This is a genomic window from Serratia sp. szju, from assembly GCF_044594185.1.
GTDB classification, from domain to species: domain Bacteria; phylum Pseudomonadota; class Gammaproteobacteria; order Enterobacterales; family Enterobacteriaceae; genus Serratia; species Serratia bockelmannii.
In genome coordinates, this window is sequence record NZ_CP172576.1 from 4,640,787 (window position 1) to 4,660,065 (window position 19,279).

Below are 19,279 nucleotides of genomic sequence, written 5' to 3' on the forward strand. Positions count from 1 at the left end.
CTATTCAGGGCCCGTTCGATGGGCCCTGAATAACCGGCTCATGCCCATGGCGGCGCATCGCCATCGTATGATCGAACCAACGCACTAGCTCGCTGCGTAATTCGGCCGGCAACGCCGCCTGATGATAACCGGCTATCGCCCCGCCCAGCGACAGCAGCACTCGTAGCCCCAAATTAGTCTGCTGTTTCAATAAACGGAGATAGCTGCGTTTGGCGCCATGCAGCCGCAGGTCATAAGCGTTGCGAATGCCCGCTCGCCACAGCAGACGTTCCATATTAACGTCAATATTCGGCAATGCCTTCAGTCGGCCGTGATCGCCAGCCTTAAGCCGCTGCTCCCGGCGCGCCTCCCTGACAGCCTGCCAGGCCAGCCCCACCAGCTCGTTGCGTTCCCGCCACAGCGACTCGTCAACCCAGTAATAACGCAAAGTGATGGGCGCTCCACGCTTGGAGTAGACCATATTGACCATCCCTCTGGCACGAAAGGCCGGTTCCATGCTCGCCGTAGCCCGCAAGTACAGCTCGCCGTCCGCTATCACCGCAAACATTACCCCCTCGGCCAGCAGGCCGTAGCCACCAAACTGTGACCGTGTTGTGATGGCTCCCAGCGCCGCAAAGCAATTTTTAGCCTGCGCGATTCTTCTCGTCGACATCCTTTTCATAGCGTTCCTCCTTTTTAGGTTCTGGCCGTATTATTTCTCTCATCAATGAAAAAAGTAACGTGAACAACTAATTAGAAAAATACGCACTATCCGCCCGCCTGCCAATCACAAAAATCATCGGTACAAAAAATGATCGCAATTATGCGAGCCGCTACGAAAATTTGGGTTGATCTTATCCTAAATCAGGGATACTGTATAAACATACAGTAACACGACGGGCGGGAACTTTATGCGTACTCAATCACTCTACCAACCTCATTTCGGCCATGGCTCTTATACAGCGCGCAATGTTGCGAAGAACACAGATGTCGGCAAAGAAAATGGCTTGATCAGTGAACTTGTTTACAACGAGCGCCAGCCCGCAGTGGCCCAATTGCTGTTGCCCCTGCTGCAACAACTGGGCAAACAGTCTCGCTGGCTTCTGTGGCTGACGCCGCAGCAAAAATTAAGCAAACAATGGCTGCAGCAATCCGGCCTGCCTGTAGATAAGATGATGCAATTGAGCCAGATCAGCCCGGTGAATACGGTCGAGGCAATGGAAAAAGCGCTGCAAACGGGAAATTACAGCGTGGTTCTCGGCTGGTTGCCTGAGCTAACGGAGGAGGATCGTCTAAAATTAAGACGTGCGGCAGAATTGGGTAATGCCTATGGGTTTATCATGCGGCCTCAACGTGACATTAACCCGACTCACGGACACTGTTCCACCCTAAAAATTCACTCTTCTTTGTATCATTAAGTAAATTTAGGATTTTTCCCATCATTTTCGCACCCCCTAAGCGGAACCTTTGCGTGGGAAGGCACAAAGCTAGTCCGGCTGCGGTTTGGCAAGCAAAAATGCTCGATGAATCGCCGTTTTTTTAGGCAAAGAATGTTAGCAAATATGTACGATTCCGCGTTTTTTTTTAGAGCCTTATCACATCACACTTGTAACTTTCGCGCCACGTTGTAGACTTTACATCGCCAAGGTTGCTCTATAACGTCAGAAAAACTGGCGAGTAACAAACGAGGGCTTAAACCTTGGCGAAGGAATTTAACCAAGGGCTTAAACAGCTTTAAAGCTCATTGCCTATTTGGATGATAACGAGGCGCAAAATGAAAAAGACAGCTATCGCATTAGCAGTGGCACTGGCAGGTTTCGCTACCGTAGCGCAAGCCGCTCCAAAAGATAACACCTGGTACACCGGTGCTAAACTGGGCTGGTCCCAGTACCACGACACTGGTTTCTACGGTAACGGTTACCAGAACGGTATCGGCAACGGCCCAACCCACAAAGATCAGCTGGGTGCCGGCGCGTTCCTGGGCTACCAGGCAAACCAATACCTGGGCTTCGAGCTGGGCTATGACTGGCTCGGCCGCATGCCTTACAAAGGCAGCGTGAACAACGGTGCTTTCAAAGCGCAGGGCGTTCAACTGGCCGCTAAACTGAGCTACCCAATTGCTGACGATCTGGACATCTACACTCGTCTGGGTGGTATGGTATGGCGTGCAGACTCCAAAGCTAACTACGGCAACGGCACTCGCCTGAGCGACCACGACACCGGCGTTTCTCCGCTGGCTGCTGTTGGTGTTGAATACGCACTGACCAAAAACTGGGCTACTCGCCTGGATTACCAGTTCGTAAGCAACATCGGTGACGCAGGTACCGTTGGCGCACGTCCAGACAACACCATGCTGAGCCTGGGCGTTTCTTACCGCTTCGGTCAGGATGACGTAGTTGCTCCAGCACCAGCTCCAGCTCCGGCTCCAGTTGTTGAAACCAAGCGTTTCACTCTGAAGTCTGACGTGCTGTTCAACTTCAACAAGTCTACTCTGAAAGCAGAAGGCCAGCAGGCTCTGGATCAGCTGTACACCCAGCTGAGCTCCATGGATCCTAAAGACGGTTCTGTAGTTGTTCTGGGTTACACCGACGCTGTTGGTTCTGACCAGTACAACCAGAAACTGTCCGAACAGCGCGCACAAAGCGTTGTTGACTACCTGGTCTCCAAAGGCATCCCGTCAGACAAAATCTCTGCACGTGGTATGGGTGAAGCAGATGCAGTTACTGGCAACACCTGTGGCTACAAATCTGGCCGCGCTACCAAAGCTCAGATCGCTTGCCTGGCACCAGATCGTCGCGTAGAGATCGAAGTTAAAGGTATCAAAGACGTTGTAACTCAGCCTCAGGGCTAAGTTTACTCGCCTAATAAAAAACCCCGCCTAGCGGGGTTTTTTTTCGTCCTATTGTTGTTGCCACAACCCTTCAAGGCCAAACGCCACAAAGGCGCTCTCACGCACTTACTTGGGATCTTTGCCAAGAATCGCCTTCAAGTCTTCTTTCAACGATGACATCTGGTTTGCATACTTTTCTTTGCGTTCAGCGTCTTCGATAAGTTGCACGACGGTTTCCGAAAGCGTAACGCCACGGCGGCGCGCCAGGGCAGCTAATCGTTGCCAAACCAAAAACTCCAGATCGATAGATTTTTTACGCGTATGCTGATGTTCTGCGTTAAAATGACGTTTGCGGCGGGCGCGGATTGTTTGCTTCATCCGGTTATCCAGTTCCGGATTCATATGAGCGGCAATCCATGCAAGTACCTTTACCGGCTCATTTTCCAGCTTCAGCAGCTCGTTAACCGCTTCCTGAGCAGCGCTGTTTTCAATGTAGCGGGTAATAAGCTCCCCTTCCCGGTGCTTCTTCACCAGGTACTTCCATTTCCAACCGCTCTCTAGATTTTCCAGTTGCTGATATTTCATCTTGAGCTCTTCAGTGACCGCGTAACTTCAAATAAGCATAACAGCTTTGCGCCGAATTTCCCCGGCAATTAAGCCGTCTTTTAGACTGTTTTTTGCACAGTCACCGCGTGATGTCAAACTCCCTGATGCCAACTGGCACTCCGCATGTATCAAGCCGCCGTTATTCTTGTATAATCGCCCTTTCCCTTTTTAACGATTGCATCTAACACTTTGACCAATAACCGACTTGAATGGCAATCTTTATTGCCGGACGTAACGCCTTATCAGGCGATATTTGATACCGCCGCTCAGTTGGCACCCGTGCCCTTTTCCGCCATTCAGCCTCGGCTGGAAAATGCCCTGACGCTATTTTGCCACCCTCAATCGCCACCGCGTTTCATGCTGTTGAAAGCGCAAGAAACGCGAGAGTATCTGGAACTGGTTGCTAACGCCGTCAAACCCCTGCTGCCGAAAAACACGGCATGCTGCGGCAGCCACTATGTCATTCACGATGGCAAGGTCAGCGTAGAACCGGCTAGCCGTGGCGATGAACCTTTCGCCGCCGGCGGTGCTTGCCTGTTCCAGGAGTGGATTGAACCGGAACAGCTGTTTGGCTGCGTACGGATCCACAATGGCGACATTACCCTACAGCCGGGTCTGGTGCACCAGGCCAACGGCGGCATTCTGATTCTGTCGGCACGTGCGCTGCTTGCTCAGCCGTTACTGTGGCTGCGGCTGAAGCAGATGATCGGCCAGCGTGAGTTCCATTGGGTTTCGCCAGACGAAACCCGCCCGCTGCCGGTAGCCATTCCACCGATGCCGCTGGATCTTCGGCTGATTGTGGTCGGCGATCGTCACGGCCTGGCCGATTTTCACGATATCGAGCCTGAGCTGAGTGAACAAGCGATCTACGGTGAATTCGAAGACGACCTGCAGCTGACTGAAATTGATGATATGACGCAGTGGTGCGGCTACGTCAACGGCGTGATTGCCGACCAGCAGTTGCCGATGCTGTCGACCGACGCCTGGCCGCCGCTGCTCGTCCAGGCAGTGCGTTACAGTGGCGACCAGGGCATCCTGCCACTTTCGCCGGTTTGGCTTGGCCAGCAACTGTCCGAAGCTGCACTGTATGCCGAAGAGGACCGCATTACGGCCAAAGCGCTTGAAGCGGCGTTAAATGCCCGCGAATGGCGTGAAAGCTATCTGGCCGAGCGTATGCAGGATGAGATCGAGCTGGGTCAGATCCTGATTGAGACCGAGGGCGAAGTGGTCGGGCAGATCAACGGTCTGTCAGTCCTGGATTATCCCGGTCATCCACGCAGCTTTGGTGAACCGTCGCGCATCAGTTGCGTTGTGCATCTCGGCGACGGCGAGTTCACCGACGTCGAGCGCAAAGCCGAACTGGGCGGCAACCTGCATGCTAAAGGCATGATGATCATGCAGGCGTTCCTGATCGCCGAATTGGATCTTGATCAGCAACTGCCCTTCTCCGCTTCCATCGTCTTTGAGCAATCGTATGGTGAAGTGGACGGTGACAGCGCCTCGCTGGCTGAGCTGTGCGCATTGATCAGCGCCCTGTCACAGCAACCGATCACCCAGCAGATCGCCGTCACCGGCTCCGTCGACCAATTTGGCAACGTACAGCCGATAGGTGGCGTTAACGAAAAGATCGAAGGTTTCTTCGAGGTTTGTTTACGCCGCGGCCTGACGGGCAAACAGGGTGTCGTCTTGCCCGCAACCAACGTGCGCCACCTGTGCTTGCGCCAGGATATCGTCGACGCGGTACGCGAAGGGCAATTCCATCTGTGGGCGGTAGAGAGCGCGGCGGAAGCCTTGCCTTTGCTCACAGGTTGCCTCTACTCTGACGAACAACAGCCGAATTTGTTGGCGGCCATTCAGGAACGGATTGCGCAGGTGAGCCTGCAGGAACGCCGCCGTCCGTGGCCGCTACGCTGGCTCAACTGGTTCAACCACGGCTGATCGGACTTGTTCAGCGTACACGTGTTAGCTAACCTGCGTCCTTCATTAAAATAAGGCTTACTGAGAACATGGTAGATAAACGCGATTCCTATACGAAAGAAGACCTCGAAGCATCCGGCCGTGGCGAGCTGTTCGGCGCCGGTGGCCCACCGTTGCCGGCGGGTAACATGTTGATGATGGACCGCGTGGTCAAAATGACCGAAGACGGCGGGACTCACAACAAAGGTTATGTGGAAGCGGAACTGGATATTAATCCTGACCTATGGTTCTTCGGTTGCCACTTTATCGGCGATCCGGTCATGCCTGGCTGCCTGGGCCTGGATGCGATGTGGCAGCTGGTCGGTTTCTACCTCGGTTGGCTGGGTGGCGAAGGCAAAGGCCGCGCGCTGGGCGTCGGTGAAGTCAAGTTCACCGGCCAGGTGCTGCCAACCGCGAAGAAGGTAACCTATCGTATTAACTTCAAACGCGTCATTACCCGCAAACTGATCATGGGTGTCGCCGATGGCGAAGTGCTGGTTGACGGTGAAGTGATCTATACCGCCACCGATCTGAAAGTGGGCCTGTTCAAAGATACCACCGCATTCTAATCACGCTGGCGAGAAGGCGGCCACTGCCTTCTCTTCTAACGCTCTTCGCATGCCATCACGTCGAAACGTGATGGCATTTCTTTCTCTTACCCTTCCCGGCTTTCAAAGACTATCCGCATCTTCTTTTAGCCGCCGTCGGCGTTATGGAATATCTCATCACGTTGGCATTGATGCTGGGTGTACCTTATTTCATCGCCCTTCACCGAAATGTCTTCCCTCATAGGTCTCTACCCTATTCTTGCCCGAAGCGGCCAAAGCAATAGGCAGCCTGAAAGACGGCCTCCCTCACTCCCCGCATCAGTGCAATAGCGCTTTTTTTGCATCCGGTTATTCTCTTGCCCCTCAAGATCCTCTAACATGACTAGCATAGTAACTACAATTATTGTACTTAGTGAGAAAGGTATGCAAAAAACCCGCTTTAGCGATGCACCTTGCCCCGTCGCGCGTTCATTAGATCGCGTCGGGGAATGGTGGAGCATTCTGATCCTGCGTGATGCCTTTCAGGGGTTGTCCAAATTCGACGAATTCCAACAAAGTCTGGGGATGTCACCCACGCTACTGGCGCGTCGCCTGAAGGATTTGGTGGCCCACGGCATTCTGTATAAAGAACGTTATCAAACGCGGCCGGTGCGCTATCACTACCTGCTTACTGAGCGCGGCAACGATTTTCTCCCGGTGTTGGCGGCGCTCTCACAATGGGGCAACAATCATCTGACCGACGGGGACGTCAGCGCCCTGTTGGTCGACGGACGCAACGATCGGCCGATCCAAGTCCAGTTGGTCAATCGTGATACCCAACAGCCGGTGCCGCCGCAGTTCATTACGCTGGCGCCAGGGCCGGCGGCAAGCGATGGCATATATCAACGCGCCGAACTGATGCGGCAGCGGCGCCTCGCCGATTTACCCGAATTTACCAAGGAGCCATCATGAGCAATTGTCGTATCGTCATTACCGGCATGGGCGCCGTTTCACCGCTAGGGTGCGGTGTTGAAGCCATCTGGCAACGTTTGTTAAAAGGAGAATCCGGCATTCGAGCGTTGCCTGACGAGATCGTTGCAGATTTACCGGTCAAGGTCGGAGGACAAGTCCCGGCGCTGGCGCAAGATGCTGAAGCGGGCTTCAACCCCGACGCCTCCGTCGCCCCCAAGGACCAAAAGAAAATGGACCGCTTTATCCTGTTTGCTATGGCGGCGGCGGATGAAGCCATTCGTCAGGCCGGCTGGATAGCCGATACGGACGAAAAACAAGAGCGCACAGCCACCGTCATTGCCTCGGGTATTGGCGGTTTCCCGGCGATTGCCCAGGCGGTGCGCACAACCGACAGCCGCGGCGCCAAGCGGCTGTCGCCGTTCACCATCCCCTCATTCCTGGTCAATCTGGCGGCCGGCCACGTTTCAATCAAACACCACTTCAAGGGGCCGATTGGCGCGCCGGTCACCGCCTGTGCCGCCGGCGTGCAAGCCATTGGCGACGCAGTGCGTATGATCCGCAATGATGAAGCCGATATCGCCGTGTGCGGCGGTACCGAAGCCGCTATAGATACCGTCAGCCTGGGCGGGTTCGCCGCCGCGCGCGCCATGTCCACCGCTCCAGCCGAATTGGCGCAACAGGCCTCTCGGCCCTTCGACAGCGCCCGGGACGGATTTGTCATGGGGGAAGGCGCCGGCATGCTGGTGATTGAAACGCTGGAACACGCGCTGGCGCGCGGCGCCAGCCCGCTCGCGGAAATCGTCGGCTATGGCACCAGCGCCGACGCCTACCACATGACATCCGGCGCTGAAGACGGCAACGGCGCCTATCGGGCGATGAAAATCGCGTTGAAGCAGGCGAACGTCGTTCCCGAGGAGGTACAGCATTTAAATGCGCACGCGACATCGACACCCGTAGGGGATTTGGGCGAAATCAACGCCATCAAACACCTGTTTGGCACGGCCGGCACTGTCGCCGTGACCTCAACAAAATCAGCGACGGGGCACCTGCTGGGCGCCGCCGGCGGGCTGGAAACCATCTTTACCGCATTGGCTCTGCGCGATCAGATAGCCCCTGCCACGCTAAATCTGGATAACCCCGATCCGGCAGCGGCAGGCTTGCATCTGGTCGCGAAACAGGCGGAATCGATGAATATGACCTACGCCTTATCAAACGGCTTCGGCTTTGGCGGCGTGAATGCGAGTATTTTGCTGAAGCGCTGGCAGGATAAATAAACGCCTGAAACAAAAACCTCCGCCAAAGGGCGGAGGTTATTCCTTTTATTTGACAGGGAGCCGCTTAAGCGGTCACAGCCCTGTCTTCCATGGCTTCTCGCCAACCTCCCAGCCATTGAGACCGGGCGTCCACCGATGATTGGTAGGGACAATGTTCCCTGGAACGCCCTAAAATACCTGCCTGATACCCTCTCGAATGCGCCCTTTCCAGACGATCGCGTTTCTGTCTCTTCATGCCTCGTTTCCCTCATTTTGGTCTGGTGGAAAGAAAACAATGGCTGCTTTTTGCGCAGCCACGAGTAATCAATAGCGCTAAAAGAAGAGAAGATCAATGCGCAAAATTCACGCCAATGTCATATTTGTGAGCTACGCCCGAGGAAAGTGCTAAGTGGCTGATCTGCCGGGGAAGGAGTTAACCAGTTGAAATGAAATAGAAATCCCTGCCAGCGAGAAAAAACGAATTTCCACGGCGACAGGGATTAGACGATTTTAGACCAAATTATGACTAAATGCCGCCCATCTGTGCGGCGATAACCTGGGCTTCCTGCTGCCACCCCTGCGCCAGAGTGCGCACCAGGGCATCATAGCCGTCTTCACCCTGTTTCAGCTCCAGGCTGAAAGGCCTTTTGATCAAGCGCCCCTGGCGGTTCAGCACCCACTCGCCGCGAATGATCGCCTTGCCGTCAAAACGGCCGTGGAAGCCGCTGATGGTCACGTTCAGCACATCCTGATCGCTGCTCATCGGCTGCGAAGAGACCACCCAACCCGGCAGCGCGCTGCTCAGGTTGGTGACCAGCGTTTGCTGCAGCTGCTGGTCGAGCGGGCTGGCCCACAGGTTGTTCTGGGCTATCACATACTGCACGTCGTTGGTCTGATACACCACGCCGCTCTGCGCCAGATAATCCGCCACGCTCACGTGCTCCAGCCACAGCTGGCGCGTGGAGGCGCCGCTGCTGCTGGCCGCGGCCGGCGCGCCCAGCGCCGGCAACTGATAGTAAGTCTTCTGTGGCGAACTGCTGCAGGCGCTGAGCAACAGCGCCAGGGCTACCGGGATCCATTTCATCATTTCGTGGCCTTCTTCGGCTGAGGGTCATTACTGCCGGCGGCTTCAAACACCAGCGCGTTACTCTTCTCATTCAGGGTGCGCAACACCGGTTGCAGCTCACGCAAGACCTGATCGAGGCGCTGCATGTCGCCCACCATCTTGTTGTAAGCCGGCGAACCTGGCTGGAACCCTTTCATGCTGCGGTTCAACTCCAGCAGCGTTTTCTGCATGTCCTGCGGCAGCGCCTGCATCTCTTTGCTGGCGATGATGTCGTTCAACGACTTCATGGTCTGCTGCGTCGACTTCATGGTTTTCTGACTTTCCGCCAGCGTCTTGGTCGCCTCGTTGATCATCGGATTGATCGGCATCGCGTTGATCTTGTCCAGCGTCTGCATCAGTTTCTGCTGGATCTGCGCCAGACCGCCGCTGGTGGTTGGCATCAGCGGATAACCAAACAGCTCGCGCGGCCCTTTCCACGGTTTCTCCTGCGGATAGAAGTCGAGATCGATATACAGCGAACCGGTCAGCAGGTTGGCGGACTTCATCGAGGCGCGCATGCCGCGGGACTCGGCGTCTTTCAAGTGCCCTTCGATATCGAAGTTGCCGCCCAGCTGTTTCTGGAAGCGATCCGGCTCGATGCGGATCAGCACCGGAATGCGGTAATCGTTATCCAGACGCTGCGCCATGCCGTCTTTATAGAACGGTACCTGCGCCACCGTACCCAGACGGATGCCGCGGAACTCGACTGGCGCGCCCGGCTGCAGGCCGCGTACCGAGTCGGAGAAGAACAGCAGGTAATCCTTATGCACGGTATACAGCGAATCCTGCGTGCTGCGCTGGTTGTCGAACAGCTGGTACTCCGCCTTCTCTTTCGCCAGTTCGCCGCGATCCCAGCCGTCCGGCACGTCGAAGCTGACGCCGCCGCTGAACAGCGTGGTCAATGATCCCATCTCTACCCGCATGCCCTGCGCCGACATGTCAAACGCCACGCCGCTGTCTTTCCAGAAGCGCACGTTGGTGGTGACCAACTGATCGTAAGGCGCGGTGATGAACAGCTGATAGCGCATGGCGCGCGCTTTAGGATCGAAATAGCTGGTTTCCACCGACCCGACGCGATAACCGCGGAACAGCACCGGATCGCCGGCGTTAAGCTGGCCTGATTTCTCGCTGTCCAGCACGATACGCAGCCCTTTGGCATCCGGAGAGGCCAGCGGTGGCGCGTCGAGCAGCTGGTAGTTGTCTTTACCGTCTTTGCCCTTGTTGCCCGGCTGCAGTTCGATATAGGCGCCGGAGAGCAGCGTCCCCAACCCGGAAACGCCTTCACGGCCGATCTGCGGCTTCACCACCCAGAAGGCGGAATCCTGGCGCAGCAATTTCTCCATGCCGGAATTAAGACGCGCCTGCACCATCACCTTGCTCAGGTCATCGCTCAACGTGACGGTTTCCACCACGCCGACGTCAACGCTGCGACTTTTGATTTTGGTTTTACCCGCTTCCAGCCCTTCCGCCGTCGTAGTCACCAGCGTCACTACCGGCCCCTGATGGCTAAAGTGGTAAAACAGGATCCAGGCGCCGATCAGCGCGGTCACGATGGGAATGATCCACACCGGCGACCAGCGTTTGATCTTCTCGACGTCCGCGACGCTATGATTATTTTCCGTCACCTTGCGGCTCCTTGTTGATTGTTTCACTTGCGCGATCCCAGGTCAGCCGGGGATCAAATGTCATGGCGGCGAACATGGTGAGGATCACCACCAGCGCGAACAGCACGGCGCCCGTCGCGGGATAAATGCTCATCAACTGCCCCATTCGCACCAACGCCGACAACACGGCGATCACAAACACGTCGATCATTGACCAGCGGCCAACGAACTCGACCACTTCATAAATCAGGTGCATGCGCTCGCTGTCGGCGCGCGGTTTCTTCCTGCCGTTGGCGTCCCAACACAGCCAGCCGATCGCCAACATTTTCAGCGACGGCACCATGATACTGGCGATGAAAATCACCATCGCTACCGGATAAGAGCCGTCCCCCCACAGCAGGATCACCCCCGCCATGATGGTGGAGTTCATTTTGTTACCCAGCGCCTCGGTCACCATGATGGGCATCAGGTTGGCCGGAATATACAGCATGATGGAGGTCACCAGCAGCGCCAGCGTCCACTGCAGGCTGTGGCGGCGACGCACGTAGCCCTTGGTGTGACAGCGCGGGCAGCTCACCTGATCGGCCGGCAGGATCGCCGTGCAGCACGCGCAGGAGCGCACGCCCTGGCGCATGCCGGTGCGTCCTACCGTCAGCGGGCGATCGAGACGCGGTGCCGGTTCGATGTCCTGCCACAGCCAGCGCCGATCCACGCATTGGAAAGCGCGCACCTGCAGCAGGCAGAACAGACAGTAAGGCACGAAGCTACTGCCGATACCGATATCGCCATAGGCCATCAGCTTGACGAAGCTGACCAGCACCCCGGCGAGGAAAATCTCCACCATGCACCAGGTTTTGAACTGGAACAGCACCCGGGCCATCCACTCTTTCAGTCCCAGCGGCAAACGCACTTTGGCGCACAGCAGGATGATCGCCACCATGCAAAATGCCGGGATCAGCTGCACGAACACCATAAACAAGGTGGCCATGCTGGCGTAGTCTTCCGCCACCATGACTTCCGGGATTTGGATCAGCCGGATTTCGTTGCCGAGGCCGGCGACGCGCATGTTGATAAACGGGAAAATGTTGGCCAGCACCAGCATGAACAAGGCGCTGAGCGCGTAGCCGATCGGCCGCTTGCGCGGTTCGTCCCAGCGGGCGCTGAGCGTGGTTTTGCAGCGCGGGCATACCGCTTTGCTGCCATAGGCCAGCGGCGGTAGCGCCACCAACATGTCGCACTGCGGGCACAGCATCAGGTTATCCTGCTGCGCCGCCGAAGGTGCGGAATGACTATGCTGCTGATGATTGTTGTGGGAACACACCATATTCCTCCTCAATAACGTTGCTCACCGGCACGTCGATACCGCCCGCAGCAGCGCGCGGGCGGTATCGCAACGGTCAGCCGTTTTTCATCGCTTCCAGCTCTTCCCAGCGGGCGAAGGCCTGCTCGAGCGCCTGCTCGGCGTTAGCCAACGCCGTCAGCACTTCTTGCGTTTCGCTGTGCGGCCGCGTGAAGAAGTCGGCATCGCTCATCTGCACCTGCAGCGCTTCGATTTCCGCTTCCAGCTGTTCGAGCCGCTGCGGCAGCTGTTCCAGCTCACGCAGCAGGTTGTAACTCAGCTTGGCCGCCGCTTTCTTCGGCTGTTCGGCCTTTTTCTCCGCCGCCGGTTTGCTCGCGCTCGGCGCCGCCTGACGAATCGGTTTCGCCGTCGCGCGCTGATGATGCGCATCGTAGTAACCGCCGACGAAGGCCTTGATCACGCCATTGCCTTCGAAAATCCAGCACTCGGTCACCGAGTTGTCGACGAACTGACGATCGTGGCTGACCAGCAGCACGGTGCCCTGATAGCCGTCGATCAGCTCTTCCAGCAGCTCCAGCGTTTCGACGTCGAGATCGTTGGTTGGTTCATCGAGGATCAGCAGATTGCTCGGTTTCAGAAACAGCTTAGCCAACAGCAGGCGGTTACGCTCACCGCCCGACAGCGCCTTCACCGGCGTCATCGCACGCTTCGGGTGGAACAGGAAGTCCTGCAGGTAGCCCAAGACGTGGCGAGGGCGGCCGTTGACCATTACTTCCTGTTTGCCTTCCGCCAGGTTGTCCATCACCGTGCGCTCCGGATCGAGATCGGCGCGGTGCTGGTCGAAATAGGCCACTTCCAGCTTGGTGCCGCAGTGCACGCGGCCGCTGTCGGCTTTCAGCTGACCGAGCATCAGTTTCAGCAGCGTGGTTTTGCCACAGCCGTTCGGCCCCACCAGCGCAATCTTGTCGCCGCGCTGCACCTGAGCGGAGAAACCGCGCACCAGCACTTTTTCGCCAACCTGATAATTGACGTCTTCCAGCTCGAATACGATTTTGCCGGAGCGGGTCGCCTCTTCCACCTGCATCTTGGCGGTGCCCATCACTTCACGGCGCTCTGAACGCTCGACGCGCAGCGCCTTCAGCGCACGCACGCGGCCCTCGTTACGGGTACGGCGCGCTTTGATGCCCTGACGGATCCAGACCTCTTCCTGCGCCAGCTTGCGATCGAACTCGGCGTTTTGCAGCTCTTCCACCCGCAGCGCTTCTTCTTTGCTCTGCAGGTACAGATCGTAGTTGCCCGGCCAGGAAACCAGCTTACCGCGATCCAGATCGACGATGCGCGTCGCCATGTTGCGGATAAACGAACGGTCGTGCGAGATGAAGACGATGCTGCCGTCGAACTCTTTCAGGAAACCTTCCAGCCAGTCGATGGTTTCGATATCCAGGTGGTTGGTCGGTTCGTCGAGCAACAATACGCGCGGCGAGCTCACCAGCGCGCGGCCCAGCGCCGCTTTACGCAGCCAGCCGCCGGACAGCGAGGAAAGTTCTGCGTCGCCGTTCAACCCCAGCTGCAGCAGCACTTCGCTGATGCGGCTGTCGAGCTGCCAGAGTCCCTGGTGATCGAGGATCTCCATGATTTGCGCCATGCGCGCCAGGTTTTTCTCGCTCGGATCGCTTTCCACCAGGTGGGAAATCGCATGATACGCCTTCAGGTGTTCTGCCTGCTCCGCAACGCCTTCCGCCACGAAGTCGAACACGCTGCCGCCGATATTGCGCGGCGGATCCTGTTGCAGGCGCGCCACGATCAGATCCTGTTCGTAGATCACCCGCCCGTCGTCCAGCGGGATCTCTTTGCCGAGGATCTTCAGCAGCGTGGACTTACCGGCGCCGTTGCGCCCGACCAGACACACGCGCTCGTTGTCTTCGATATGAATTTCGGTGTTGTCTAACAGTGGCGCATCGCTGAAAGAAAGCCAGGCGCCGGACATGCTGATTAACGACATAGTAATTATTTTCCTTCGCCGGCGTGAGTCACCAGCCAGCAGTTGTGGATCTGACGGTTACGAGCAAAGTCCTGCGACAGCGTCTTGGCGGTGATCTCTTTCGCCTCCAGGCCCAGCGCACTCAGCCCTGCCATATCCATTTGGAAACCGCGCTTGTTATTCGAGAACATGATGGTCCCGTTGCGGCGCAGCAACCGTTTCAAATCTTTCATCAGCGCCAGGTGATCGCGCTGCACGTCAAAGGTGTTCTCCATCCGCTTGGAGTTGGAGAAGGTCGGCGGATCGATGAAGATCACGTCGAACTGTTCGTTGGCGTTGCTCAACCACGACAGGCAGTCGGCCTGGATCAATCGATGCTGACGGCCGGTCAGGCCGTTGGCGCGCAGGTTCTTCTCCGCCCATTCCAGATAAGTGCGCGACATGTCCACCGTGGTGGTGCTGCGCGCGCCGCCCAGCCCGGCATGCACGCTGGCGGTGCCGGTATAGGCGAACAGGTTGAGGAAGTCCTTGCCATTGCTCATCTCGCCCAGCATACGGCGCGCGATGCGGTGATCGAGGAACAAGCCGGTATCGAGATAGTCGGTCAGGTTGACCCACAGCTTGGCGTTATACTCTTCCACCAGCAGGAACTCGCCCTTCTGCGCCAGTTTCTCGTACTGGTTTTTGCCCTTCTGCCGCTCGCGCGTTTTCAGGATCAGCTGATTCGACGGCAGCTCCAGCACCGCCAGCGTCGCGTTGATCACATCGAACAGGCGCTGACGCGCTTTCTGTGCATCGACGGTTTTCGGCGGCGCATACTCCTGCACCACCACCTTGCTGCCGTAGCGGTCCACCGCGACGTTGTATTCTGGCAGATCGGCATCGTACAGGCGGTAGCATTCAATGCCTTGTTGCTTCGCCCACTTGTCGAGCTTCTTCAAATTCTTGCGCAGACGGTTGGCGAAATCTTCCGCCACCTGCACGCCGCCGGTAGCGGCACCGGCCGGGCTTGCCGCCAGCTGATAATTTTTCTGCACGCACTCCAGCGGGCCGTTCTTCGCCTTAAACTGGCGCTCGGCGCGCAGCTGCAGGCAGCTCAACAGCTCCGGCGAGGCGCTGAACAGCGACAGCTGCCAACCGCCGAAGGCGCTTTTCATCACGCGGCCCAGCATGTTGTGCAGCGCAATCAGCGCCGGTTCGCTTTCCAGACGCTCGCCATACGGCGGGTTGCTGATCACGGTACCGTGCGGGCCTTCCGGCAGCGGGTTGGTCAACCGCGCGACGTCGCCGACGTTGAAGGTGATCAGTTCGGCGACGCCGGCGCGGCGGGCGTTGCCGCGCGCCATCTCAATCACCCGGCGATCGATATCGGAACCGAAGAAGCGAGAGGCGGTTTCCTGCAGACCGCGGCGGGCACGAACCTGTGCTTCGGTGGTGACTTCACGCCACAGTTCGGCGTTGTGGCCATTCCAGGCGCTGAATCCCCAGTGTTGACGGTGAAGACCCGGCGCGCGATCGGCGGCGATCATCGCCGCTTCGATCAACAGCGTGCCGGAGCCGCACATCGGATCGAGCATCGGCGTGCCCGGTTGCCAGCCGGAGCGCAGCACGATGGCGGCCGCCAGGTTTTCCTTCAGCGGCGCCTGGCCGGTGAGATCGCGGTAGCCGCGCTGGTGCAGGCCTTCGCCGCTCAGATCGAGCGCCACGCTGGCCATATCGCGTTGCAGGAAGACGTTAACGCGAATATCCGGCTGCTGCTTGGCAACCGTCGGGCGTTGGTCAAGTTTACGGGTGAAGCTGTCGACGATGGCGTCTTTCACCTTCAGCGCGCCATATTGGCTGTTGCGGATCTCTTCGTTCACGCCGCTGAAATGCACGGCAAAAGTTTTATCCACGCCAAAAATGCTCGGCCAGTCGATCGCCTGCACCCCAAGGTACAGATCCAGGTCGCTGTGCACGCGGAATTCGTTCAGCGGCAACAGAATGCGCGAAGCCAGGCGGCTCCACAGCAGGCTTTGGTACAGAAGACGATCGTCACCCTGAAAATGTACCCCGCCCTGCACCACTTTGCAGTCGTGAGCGCCAAGCGCTTCCAGCTCGCTTTTTAACAGTTCTTCCAATCCACGCGCCGTGCTGGCAAACAGAGAGTTCATATCGTACTTATCACCAAAAAGAAAATTGTTGCGCATTATAGCTAATCCGCACCGCTTGTCATAAAGTTGCTCCCTTCTATTTAATCATCGCACGGAGATAAGGGTGATCACGCTTTCCAAACTCTACGTCCATCCGGTTAAATCACTGCGCGGCCTGCAGCTTTCTTACGCCCAGGTCGGCAGCAGCGGTCTGGCCTTCGACCGCAACTTTATGATCACCGAGCCGGACGGCACCTTTATTACCGCGCGCCAATATCCGCAGATGGTGTTGTTCACGCCGGCGCTGTTGCCGGATGGGCTGTTTCTGACCGCGCCGGACGGTGAAAGCGCCGCCATTCGCTTCAGCGACTTCGCCGCCGCGCCGCAGCCGACCGAGGTATGGGGCAACCATTTCACCGCGCTGACTGCGCCAGATGAGATCAACCGCTGGCTGAGCGGCTATTTCCAGCGCGACGTGCAGCTGCGCTGGCTGGGGCCGGAGCTGACCCGCCGGGTCAAGAAACACCCTGAAATCCCGCTGACGTTTGCCGACGGCTACCCTTATCTGCTGATTAACCAGGCTTCGTTCAACGATCTGCAACAGCGCTGCCCCGGCAGCATCAAGCTAGAGCAGTTCCGCCCCAATCTGGTGGTGAGCGGCGCCACCGCCTGGGCCGAAGACGGCTGGCAGGTGATCCGCGTCGGTGACGTGATGTTCGATCTGGTGAAACCCTGCAGCCGCTGCGTGCTTACCACCGTCAGCACCGAGCGTGGCCGCAAGCACCCGAGCGGCGAACCGCTCAGCACGCTGCAAAAATTCCGCTCCGCCGACAACGGCGACATCGATTTTGGCCAGAATATGATCGCGCGCAACAGCGGCATCATTCGCGTGGGCGATACGGTGGAAGTGCTGTCGACCAAGCCGCCGCGCCCTTATGGCGCCGGGAAAGTGGTAGAGAGCGTGCAGGCGCCACAAGACAGCGCGCACAGCGTCACGATCGAATATGAAGGCAAGGTGTTTACCGGCAATAACCAGCAGATCCTGCTCGAGCAGTTGGAACAGCAAGGCATCCGCGTACCTTACTCCTGCCGCGCCGGGATTTGCGGCAGCTGCCGCATTACGTTGTTGAGCGGTGAAGTCGCGCCCCTGAAGAAAAGCGCGCTGGGCGACAACGGCACCATCCTGTGCTGCAGCTGCATCCCGAAAAGTGATTTGACGTTGGCGTAATCCGCCTTATACCGCCCTGTCGTAAGCCGGGGCGGCGCTTTCATCCTGCGCGCAGGGTTTCAGCCGATCGTGCATCACCTTGATGGCGTCACCCAATACCATGGTACGGCCAGCGACCGTCAGCTGATTTTGCGCCAGCAGGCACAGGCTGGCGTTATCCCCGGCCTCCACCACCAGCAAACGCGCTTCCGCGCCGCTTTCCATCACTTTCACTGCCGCCAGTTCGCCGTTTTTCGGCTGCAACGGGTAGTGTTGTTGCGAGAAATGCCAGCTCTTCGGCATCAGCGGTTTCAAGAAGCGGTAGGCGACCAGCGCATTCAACACCAGCTCGGCGCGCTGTTCATGGCTCAGCTTGACCTGTTTGCACTGTTCTTCGTAGGTGAAATAAAGGGCAGCGTCATCCACGCAAAAAGCGCATTCATCGAAGGCGTCCGGCGTTAACATTTTGGCCGGAAAACGTGAACGGAAGATCATACCATTAGCTAAATCCAGCATTAGCCGATCGTGTTCGGCATCAAAATACCAACGCCAATTATCGTCAGGTTTTATCTTCATTTCGTATCCTTCTCGCTGCCTATGCCAACGCCGCACTCACCCTAAAAGGCGATTTTATCACCGATAAAATAGCTTAAACATCGGATAATTCCGCGAACGATATTTACGCTAACGAACAAAATATAGACGAGCCGGGGGCAGAAATAAACCCCCGGAATAAAATGAGAGGAAAAATATTAGATATGGGTAACGATATCTTTAATCAAACGCGGGCCGTGATAGATAAATCCGGAATAAATTTGCAGCAGGCTCGCGCCGGCCTCCATTTTTTCGCGCGCCGCCGTCAGCGAATCGATGCCGCCTACCCCGATAATCGGCAGGCGCCCCTGCAGTTCGGTGGAGAGACGACGGATCACTTCGGTGCTGCGCGATTGCAACGGACGCCCACTTAACCCGCCCGCTTGTTCGCAGTAATTTAACCCTTGGATCAATTTTCGATCCAATGTGGTATTGGTGGCGATCACGCCATCGATATTATGCCGCACCAGGCTGTCGGCAATTTGGATCAATTCTTCTTCTGAAAGATCCGGCGCGATCTTTACCGCCACCGGCACATATTTGTGATGCCGCGCATGTAATTCCTGCTGCTTATTTTTAATCGCAGCCAAAAGATCGTCCAGCGCTTCGCCATACTGTAAGGATCGTAACCCCGGCGTATTCGGTGAAGAGATGTTAATCGCGATATATCCGGCATACGGATAAACTTTATCCATGCAGATCAAATAATCGTCTTTTCCCTGCTCGACCGGCGTGTCTTTATTCTTGCCGATATTGATCCCAAGAATGCCGCCGAAATGGGATTTCTTAACGTTTTCAACCAGATTGTCCACGCCATGGTTATTGAACCCCATGCGGTTAATCAGGCCTTCCGCCTCAACCACGCGGAACAAGCGCGGCTTGTCGTTGCCCGGTTGCGGACGCGGCGTCACGGTGCCGACTTCCACATGGCCGAAGCCCATCGCGCCGAACGCATCGATGCATTCGCCGTTTTTATCCAGACCGGCGGCCAATCCCAGCGGGTTTTTAAACGACAGCCCCATGCAGCTGACCGGTTTGGTCGGCACGGACTGACGGACAAGAAACGCTAATGGGGTGCCGGTAATACGGCTGAGCTGACGAAAGGTCACTTCGTGCGCGCGCTCCGGATCGAGCTGGAACAACGCTTTCCTGATGAGGGGGTAGTACATGGACTCTCCTGATTTCCCGGTTGCAAACCGGGGGCGTATTATCCGGTATCCCCCGCCTAATTGG

Annotated in this window: 17 protein-coding genes; 7 read left to right on the forward strand and 10 right to left on the reverse strand. The window is 57.2% G+C overall.

The window, feature by feature from the left end; translation table 11 throughout:
• Window positions 1-4: 4 nt before the first annotated feature.
• Complete coding sequence (locus tag RE418_RS22055; RefSeq protein WP_025302311.1) at window positions 5-661, reverse strand: TfoX/Sxy family DNA transformation protein; 657 nt, start codon at window positions 659-661, stop codon at window positions 5-7.
• A gap of 229 nt (window positions 662-890) precedes the next feature.
• On the opposite strand from RE418_RS22055, the gene sulA reads away from it, so the two are divergent.
• Complete coding sequence (gene sulA, locus RE418_RS22060) at window positions 891-1,397, forward strand: SOS-induced cell division inhibitor SulA (RefSeq protein WP_025302310.1); 507 nt, start codon at window positions 891-893, stop codon at window positions 1,395-1,397.
• Window positions 1,398-1,753: 356 nt separating this feature from the next.
• Window positions 1,754-2,830 carry a porin OmpA gene (gene ompA, locus RE418_RS22065; protein ID WP_049296036.1) on the forward strand — a complete coding sequence of 359 codons (1,077 nt, stop codon included), beginning with the start codon at window positions 1,754-1,756 and terminating at the stop codon, window positions 2,828-2,830.
• A gap of 105 nt (window positions 2,831-2,935) precedes the next feature.
• Here the strand turns inward: ompA and matP are convergent, their stop codons facing one another.
• A complete protein-coding gene (gene matP / locus RE418_RS22070) occupies window positions 2,936-3,394 on the reverse strand; it encodes a macrodomain Ter protein MatP (protein ID WP_004928138.1) in 459 nt (152 codons plus the stop codon).
• A 210-nt stretch (window positions 3,395-3,604) separates the two neighbouring features.
• On the opposite strand from matP, the gene RE418_RS22075 reads away from it, so the two are divergent.
• The 4 genes from RE418_RS22075 to fabF all read left to right on the forward strand — a co-directional run bounded on the left by RE418_RS22075 (window position 3,605) and on the right by fabF (window position 8,144).
• Window positions 3,605-5,353 (forward strand): Lon protease family protein, encoded by a 1,749-nt coding sequence (locus RE418_RS22075; protein WP_089180746.1) that lies wholly within the window; start codon window positions 3,605-3,607, stop codon window positions 5,351-5,353.
• Between the two features lie 68 nt (window positions 5,354-5,421).
• A complete protein-coding gene (gene fabA / locus RE418_RS22080) occupies window positions 5,422-5,940 on the forward strand; it encodes a bifunctional 3-hydroxydecanoyl-ACP dehydratase/trans-2-decenoyl-ACP isomerase (RefSeq protein ID WP_004928144.1) in 519 nt (172 codons plus the stop codon).
• Between the two features lie 402 nt (window positions 5,941-6,342).
• Window positions 6,343-6,870: a helix-turn-helix domain-containing protein gene (locus RE418_RS22085; RefSeq protein WP_025302308.1), complete on the forward strand. Its 528-nt coding sequence runs from the start codon at window positions 6,343-6,345 to the stop codon at window positions 6,868-6,870.
• Window positions 6,867-8,144 carry a beta-ketoacyl-ACP synthase II gene (fabF, locus tag RE418_RS22090; RefSeq protein ID WP_089180745.1) on the forward strand — a complete coding sequence of 426 codons (1,278 nt, stop codon included), beginning with the start codon at window positions 6,867-6,869 and terminating at the stop codon, window positions 8,142-8,144. Before RE418_RS22085 ends, fabF begins: the two co-directional genes overlap by 4 nt.
• A gap of 64 nt (window positions 8,145-8,208) precedes the next feature.
• Here fabF and rmf read toward each other — a convergent pair whose 3' ends face one another.
• From rmf to rlmKL, 6 genes are all read right to left on the reverse strand, one after another.
• On the reverse strand, window positions 8,209-8,379 hold the full coding sequence (rmf, locus tag RE418_RS22095; protein ID WP_004928150.1) for a ribosome modulation factor: 171 nt from the start codon (window positions 8,377-8,379) through the stop codon (window positions 8,209-8,211).
• A gap of 270 nt (window positions 8,380-8,649) precedes the next feature.
• The gene (pqiC, locus tag RE418_RS22100) at window positions 8,650-9,210 is read right to left on the reverse strand and encodes a membrane integrity-associated transporter subunit PqiC (protein WP_049208045.1); all 561 of its coding nucleotides are present in this window, start codon (window positions 9,208-9,210) and stop codon (window positions 8,650-8,652) included.
• The gene (gene pqiB, locus RE418_RS22105) at window positions 9,207-10,853 is read right to left on the reverse strand and encodes an intermembrane transport protein PqiB (RefSeq protein ID WP_025302305.1); all 1,647 of its coding nucleotides are present in this window, start codon (window positions 10,851-10,853) and stop codon (window positions 9,207-9,209) included. Before pqiB ends, pqiC begins: the two co-directional genes overlap by 4 nt.
• Entirely contained in the window at window positions 10,840-12,156 is a 1,317-nt protein-coding gene (pqiA, locus tag RE418_RS22110) for a membrane integrity-associated transporter subunit PqiA (RefSeq protein ID WP_071826107.1), read from the reverse strand. Before pqiA ends, pqiB begins: the two co-directional genes overlap by 14 nt.
• A gap of 73 nt (window positions 12,157-12,229) precedes the next feature.
• Window positions 12,230-14,134, reverse strand: coding sequence for an ABC transporter ATP-binding protein (locus tag RE418_RS22115; protein WP_089180744.1), 1,905 nt, complete (start codon window positions 14,132-14,134; stop codon window positions 12,230-12,232).
• Between the two features lie 5 nt (window positions 14,135-14,139).
• Window positions 14,140-16,266 carry a bifunctional 23S rRNA (guanine(2069)-N(7))-methyltransferase RlmK/23S rRNA (guanine(2445)-N(2))-methyltransferase RlmL gene (gene rlmKL / locus RE418_RS22120; RefSeq protein WP_025302302.1) on the reverse strand — a complete coding sequence of 709 codons (2,127 nt, stop codon included), beginning with the start codon at window positions 16,264-16,266 and terminating at the stop codon, window positions 14,140-14,142.
• Between the two features lie 103 nt (window positions 16,267-16,369).
• Here rlmKL and RE418_RS22125 point away from each other — a divergent pair, with 103 nt between their 5' ends.
• Window positions 16,370-17,473, forward strand: coding sequence for a YcbX family protein (locus tag RE418_RS22125; protein WP_016928298.1), 1,104 nt, complete (start codon window positions 16,370-16,372; stop codon window positions 17,471-17,473).
• 6 nt (window positions 17,474-17,479) lie between these two features.
• Here RE418_RS22125 and RE418_RS22130 read toward each other — a convergent pair whose 3' ends face one another.
• Together RE418_RS22130 and pyrD are read right to left on the reverse strand one after the other, a co-directional pair.
• Entirely contained in the window at window positions 17,480-18,028 is a 549-nt protein-coding gene (locus RE418_RS22130) for a cell division protein ZapC (protein WP_004928171.1), read from the reverse strand.
• 176 nt (window positions 18,029-18,204) lie between these two features.
• A complete protein-coding gene (gene pyrD, locus RE418_RS22135) occupies window positions 18,205-19,215 on the reverse strand; it encodes a quinone-dependent dihydroorotate dehydrogenase (RefSeq protein WP_019454516.1) in 1,011 nt (336 codons plus the stop codon).
• Between the last annotated feature and the right edge of the window lie 64 nt (window positions 19,216-19,279).

Bases quoted from the DNA above. Each gene is read 5' to 3' on its own strand.
- RE418_RS22055 (WP_025302311.1), bottom strand. From the start codon at position 661: ATGAAAAGGATGTCGACGAGAAGAATCGCGCAGGCTAAAAATTGCTTT.
- sulA (WP_025302310.1), top strand. From the start codon at position 891: ATGCGTACTCAATCACTCTACCAACCTCATTTCGGCCATGGCTCTTAT.
- ompA (WP_049296036.1), top strand. From the start codon at position 1,754: ATGAAAAAGACAGCTATCGCATTAGCAGTGGCACTGGCAGGTTTCGCT.
- matP (WP_004928138.1), bottom strand. From the start codon at position 3,394: ATGAAATATCAGCAACTGGAAAATCTAGAGAGCGGTTGGAAATGGAAG.
- fabA (WP_004928144.1), top strand. From the start codon at position 5,422: ATGGTAGATAAACGCGATTCCTATACGAAAGAAGACCTCGAAGCATCC.
- RE418_RS22085 (WP_025302308.1), top strand. From the start codon at position 6,343: ATGCAAAAAACCCGCTTTAGCGATGCACCTTGCCCCGTCGCGCGTTCA.
- fabF (WP_089180745.1), top strand. From the start codon at position 6,867: ATGAGCAATTGTCGTATCGTCATTACCGGCATGGGCGCCGTTTCACCG.
- rmf (WP_004928150.1), bottom strand. From the start codon at position 8,379: ATGAAGAGACAGAAACGCGATCGTCTGGAAAGGGCGCATTCGAGAGGG.
- pqiC (WP_049208045.1), bottom strand. From the start codon at position 9,210: ATGATGAAATGGATCCCGGTAGCCCTGGCGCTGTTGCTCAGCGCCTGC.
- pqiA (WP_071826107.1), bottom strand. From the start codon at position 12,156: ATGGTGTGTTCCCACAACAATCATCAGCAGCATAGTCATTCCGCACCT.
- RE418_RS22115 (WP_089180744.1), bottom strand. From the start codon at position 14,134: ATGTCGTTAATCAGCATGTCCGGCGCCTGGCTTTCTTTCAGCGATGCG.
- rlmKL (WP_025302302.1), bottom strand. From the start codon at position 16,266: ATGAACTCTCTGTTTGCCAGCACGGCGCGTGGATTGGAAGAACTGTTA.
- RE418_RS22130 (WP_004928171.1), bottom strand. From the start codon at position 18,028: ATGAAGATAAAACCTGACGATAATTGGCGTTGGTATTTTGATGCCGAA.
- pyrD (WP_019454516.1), bottom strand. From the start codon at position 19,215: ATGTACTACCCCCTCATCAGGAAAGCGTTGTTCCAGCTCGATCCGGAG.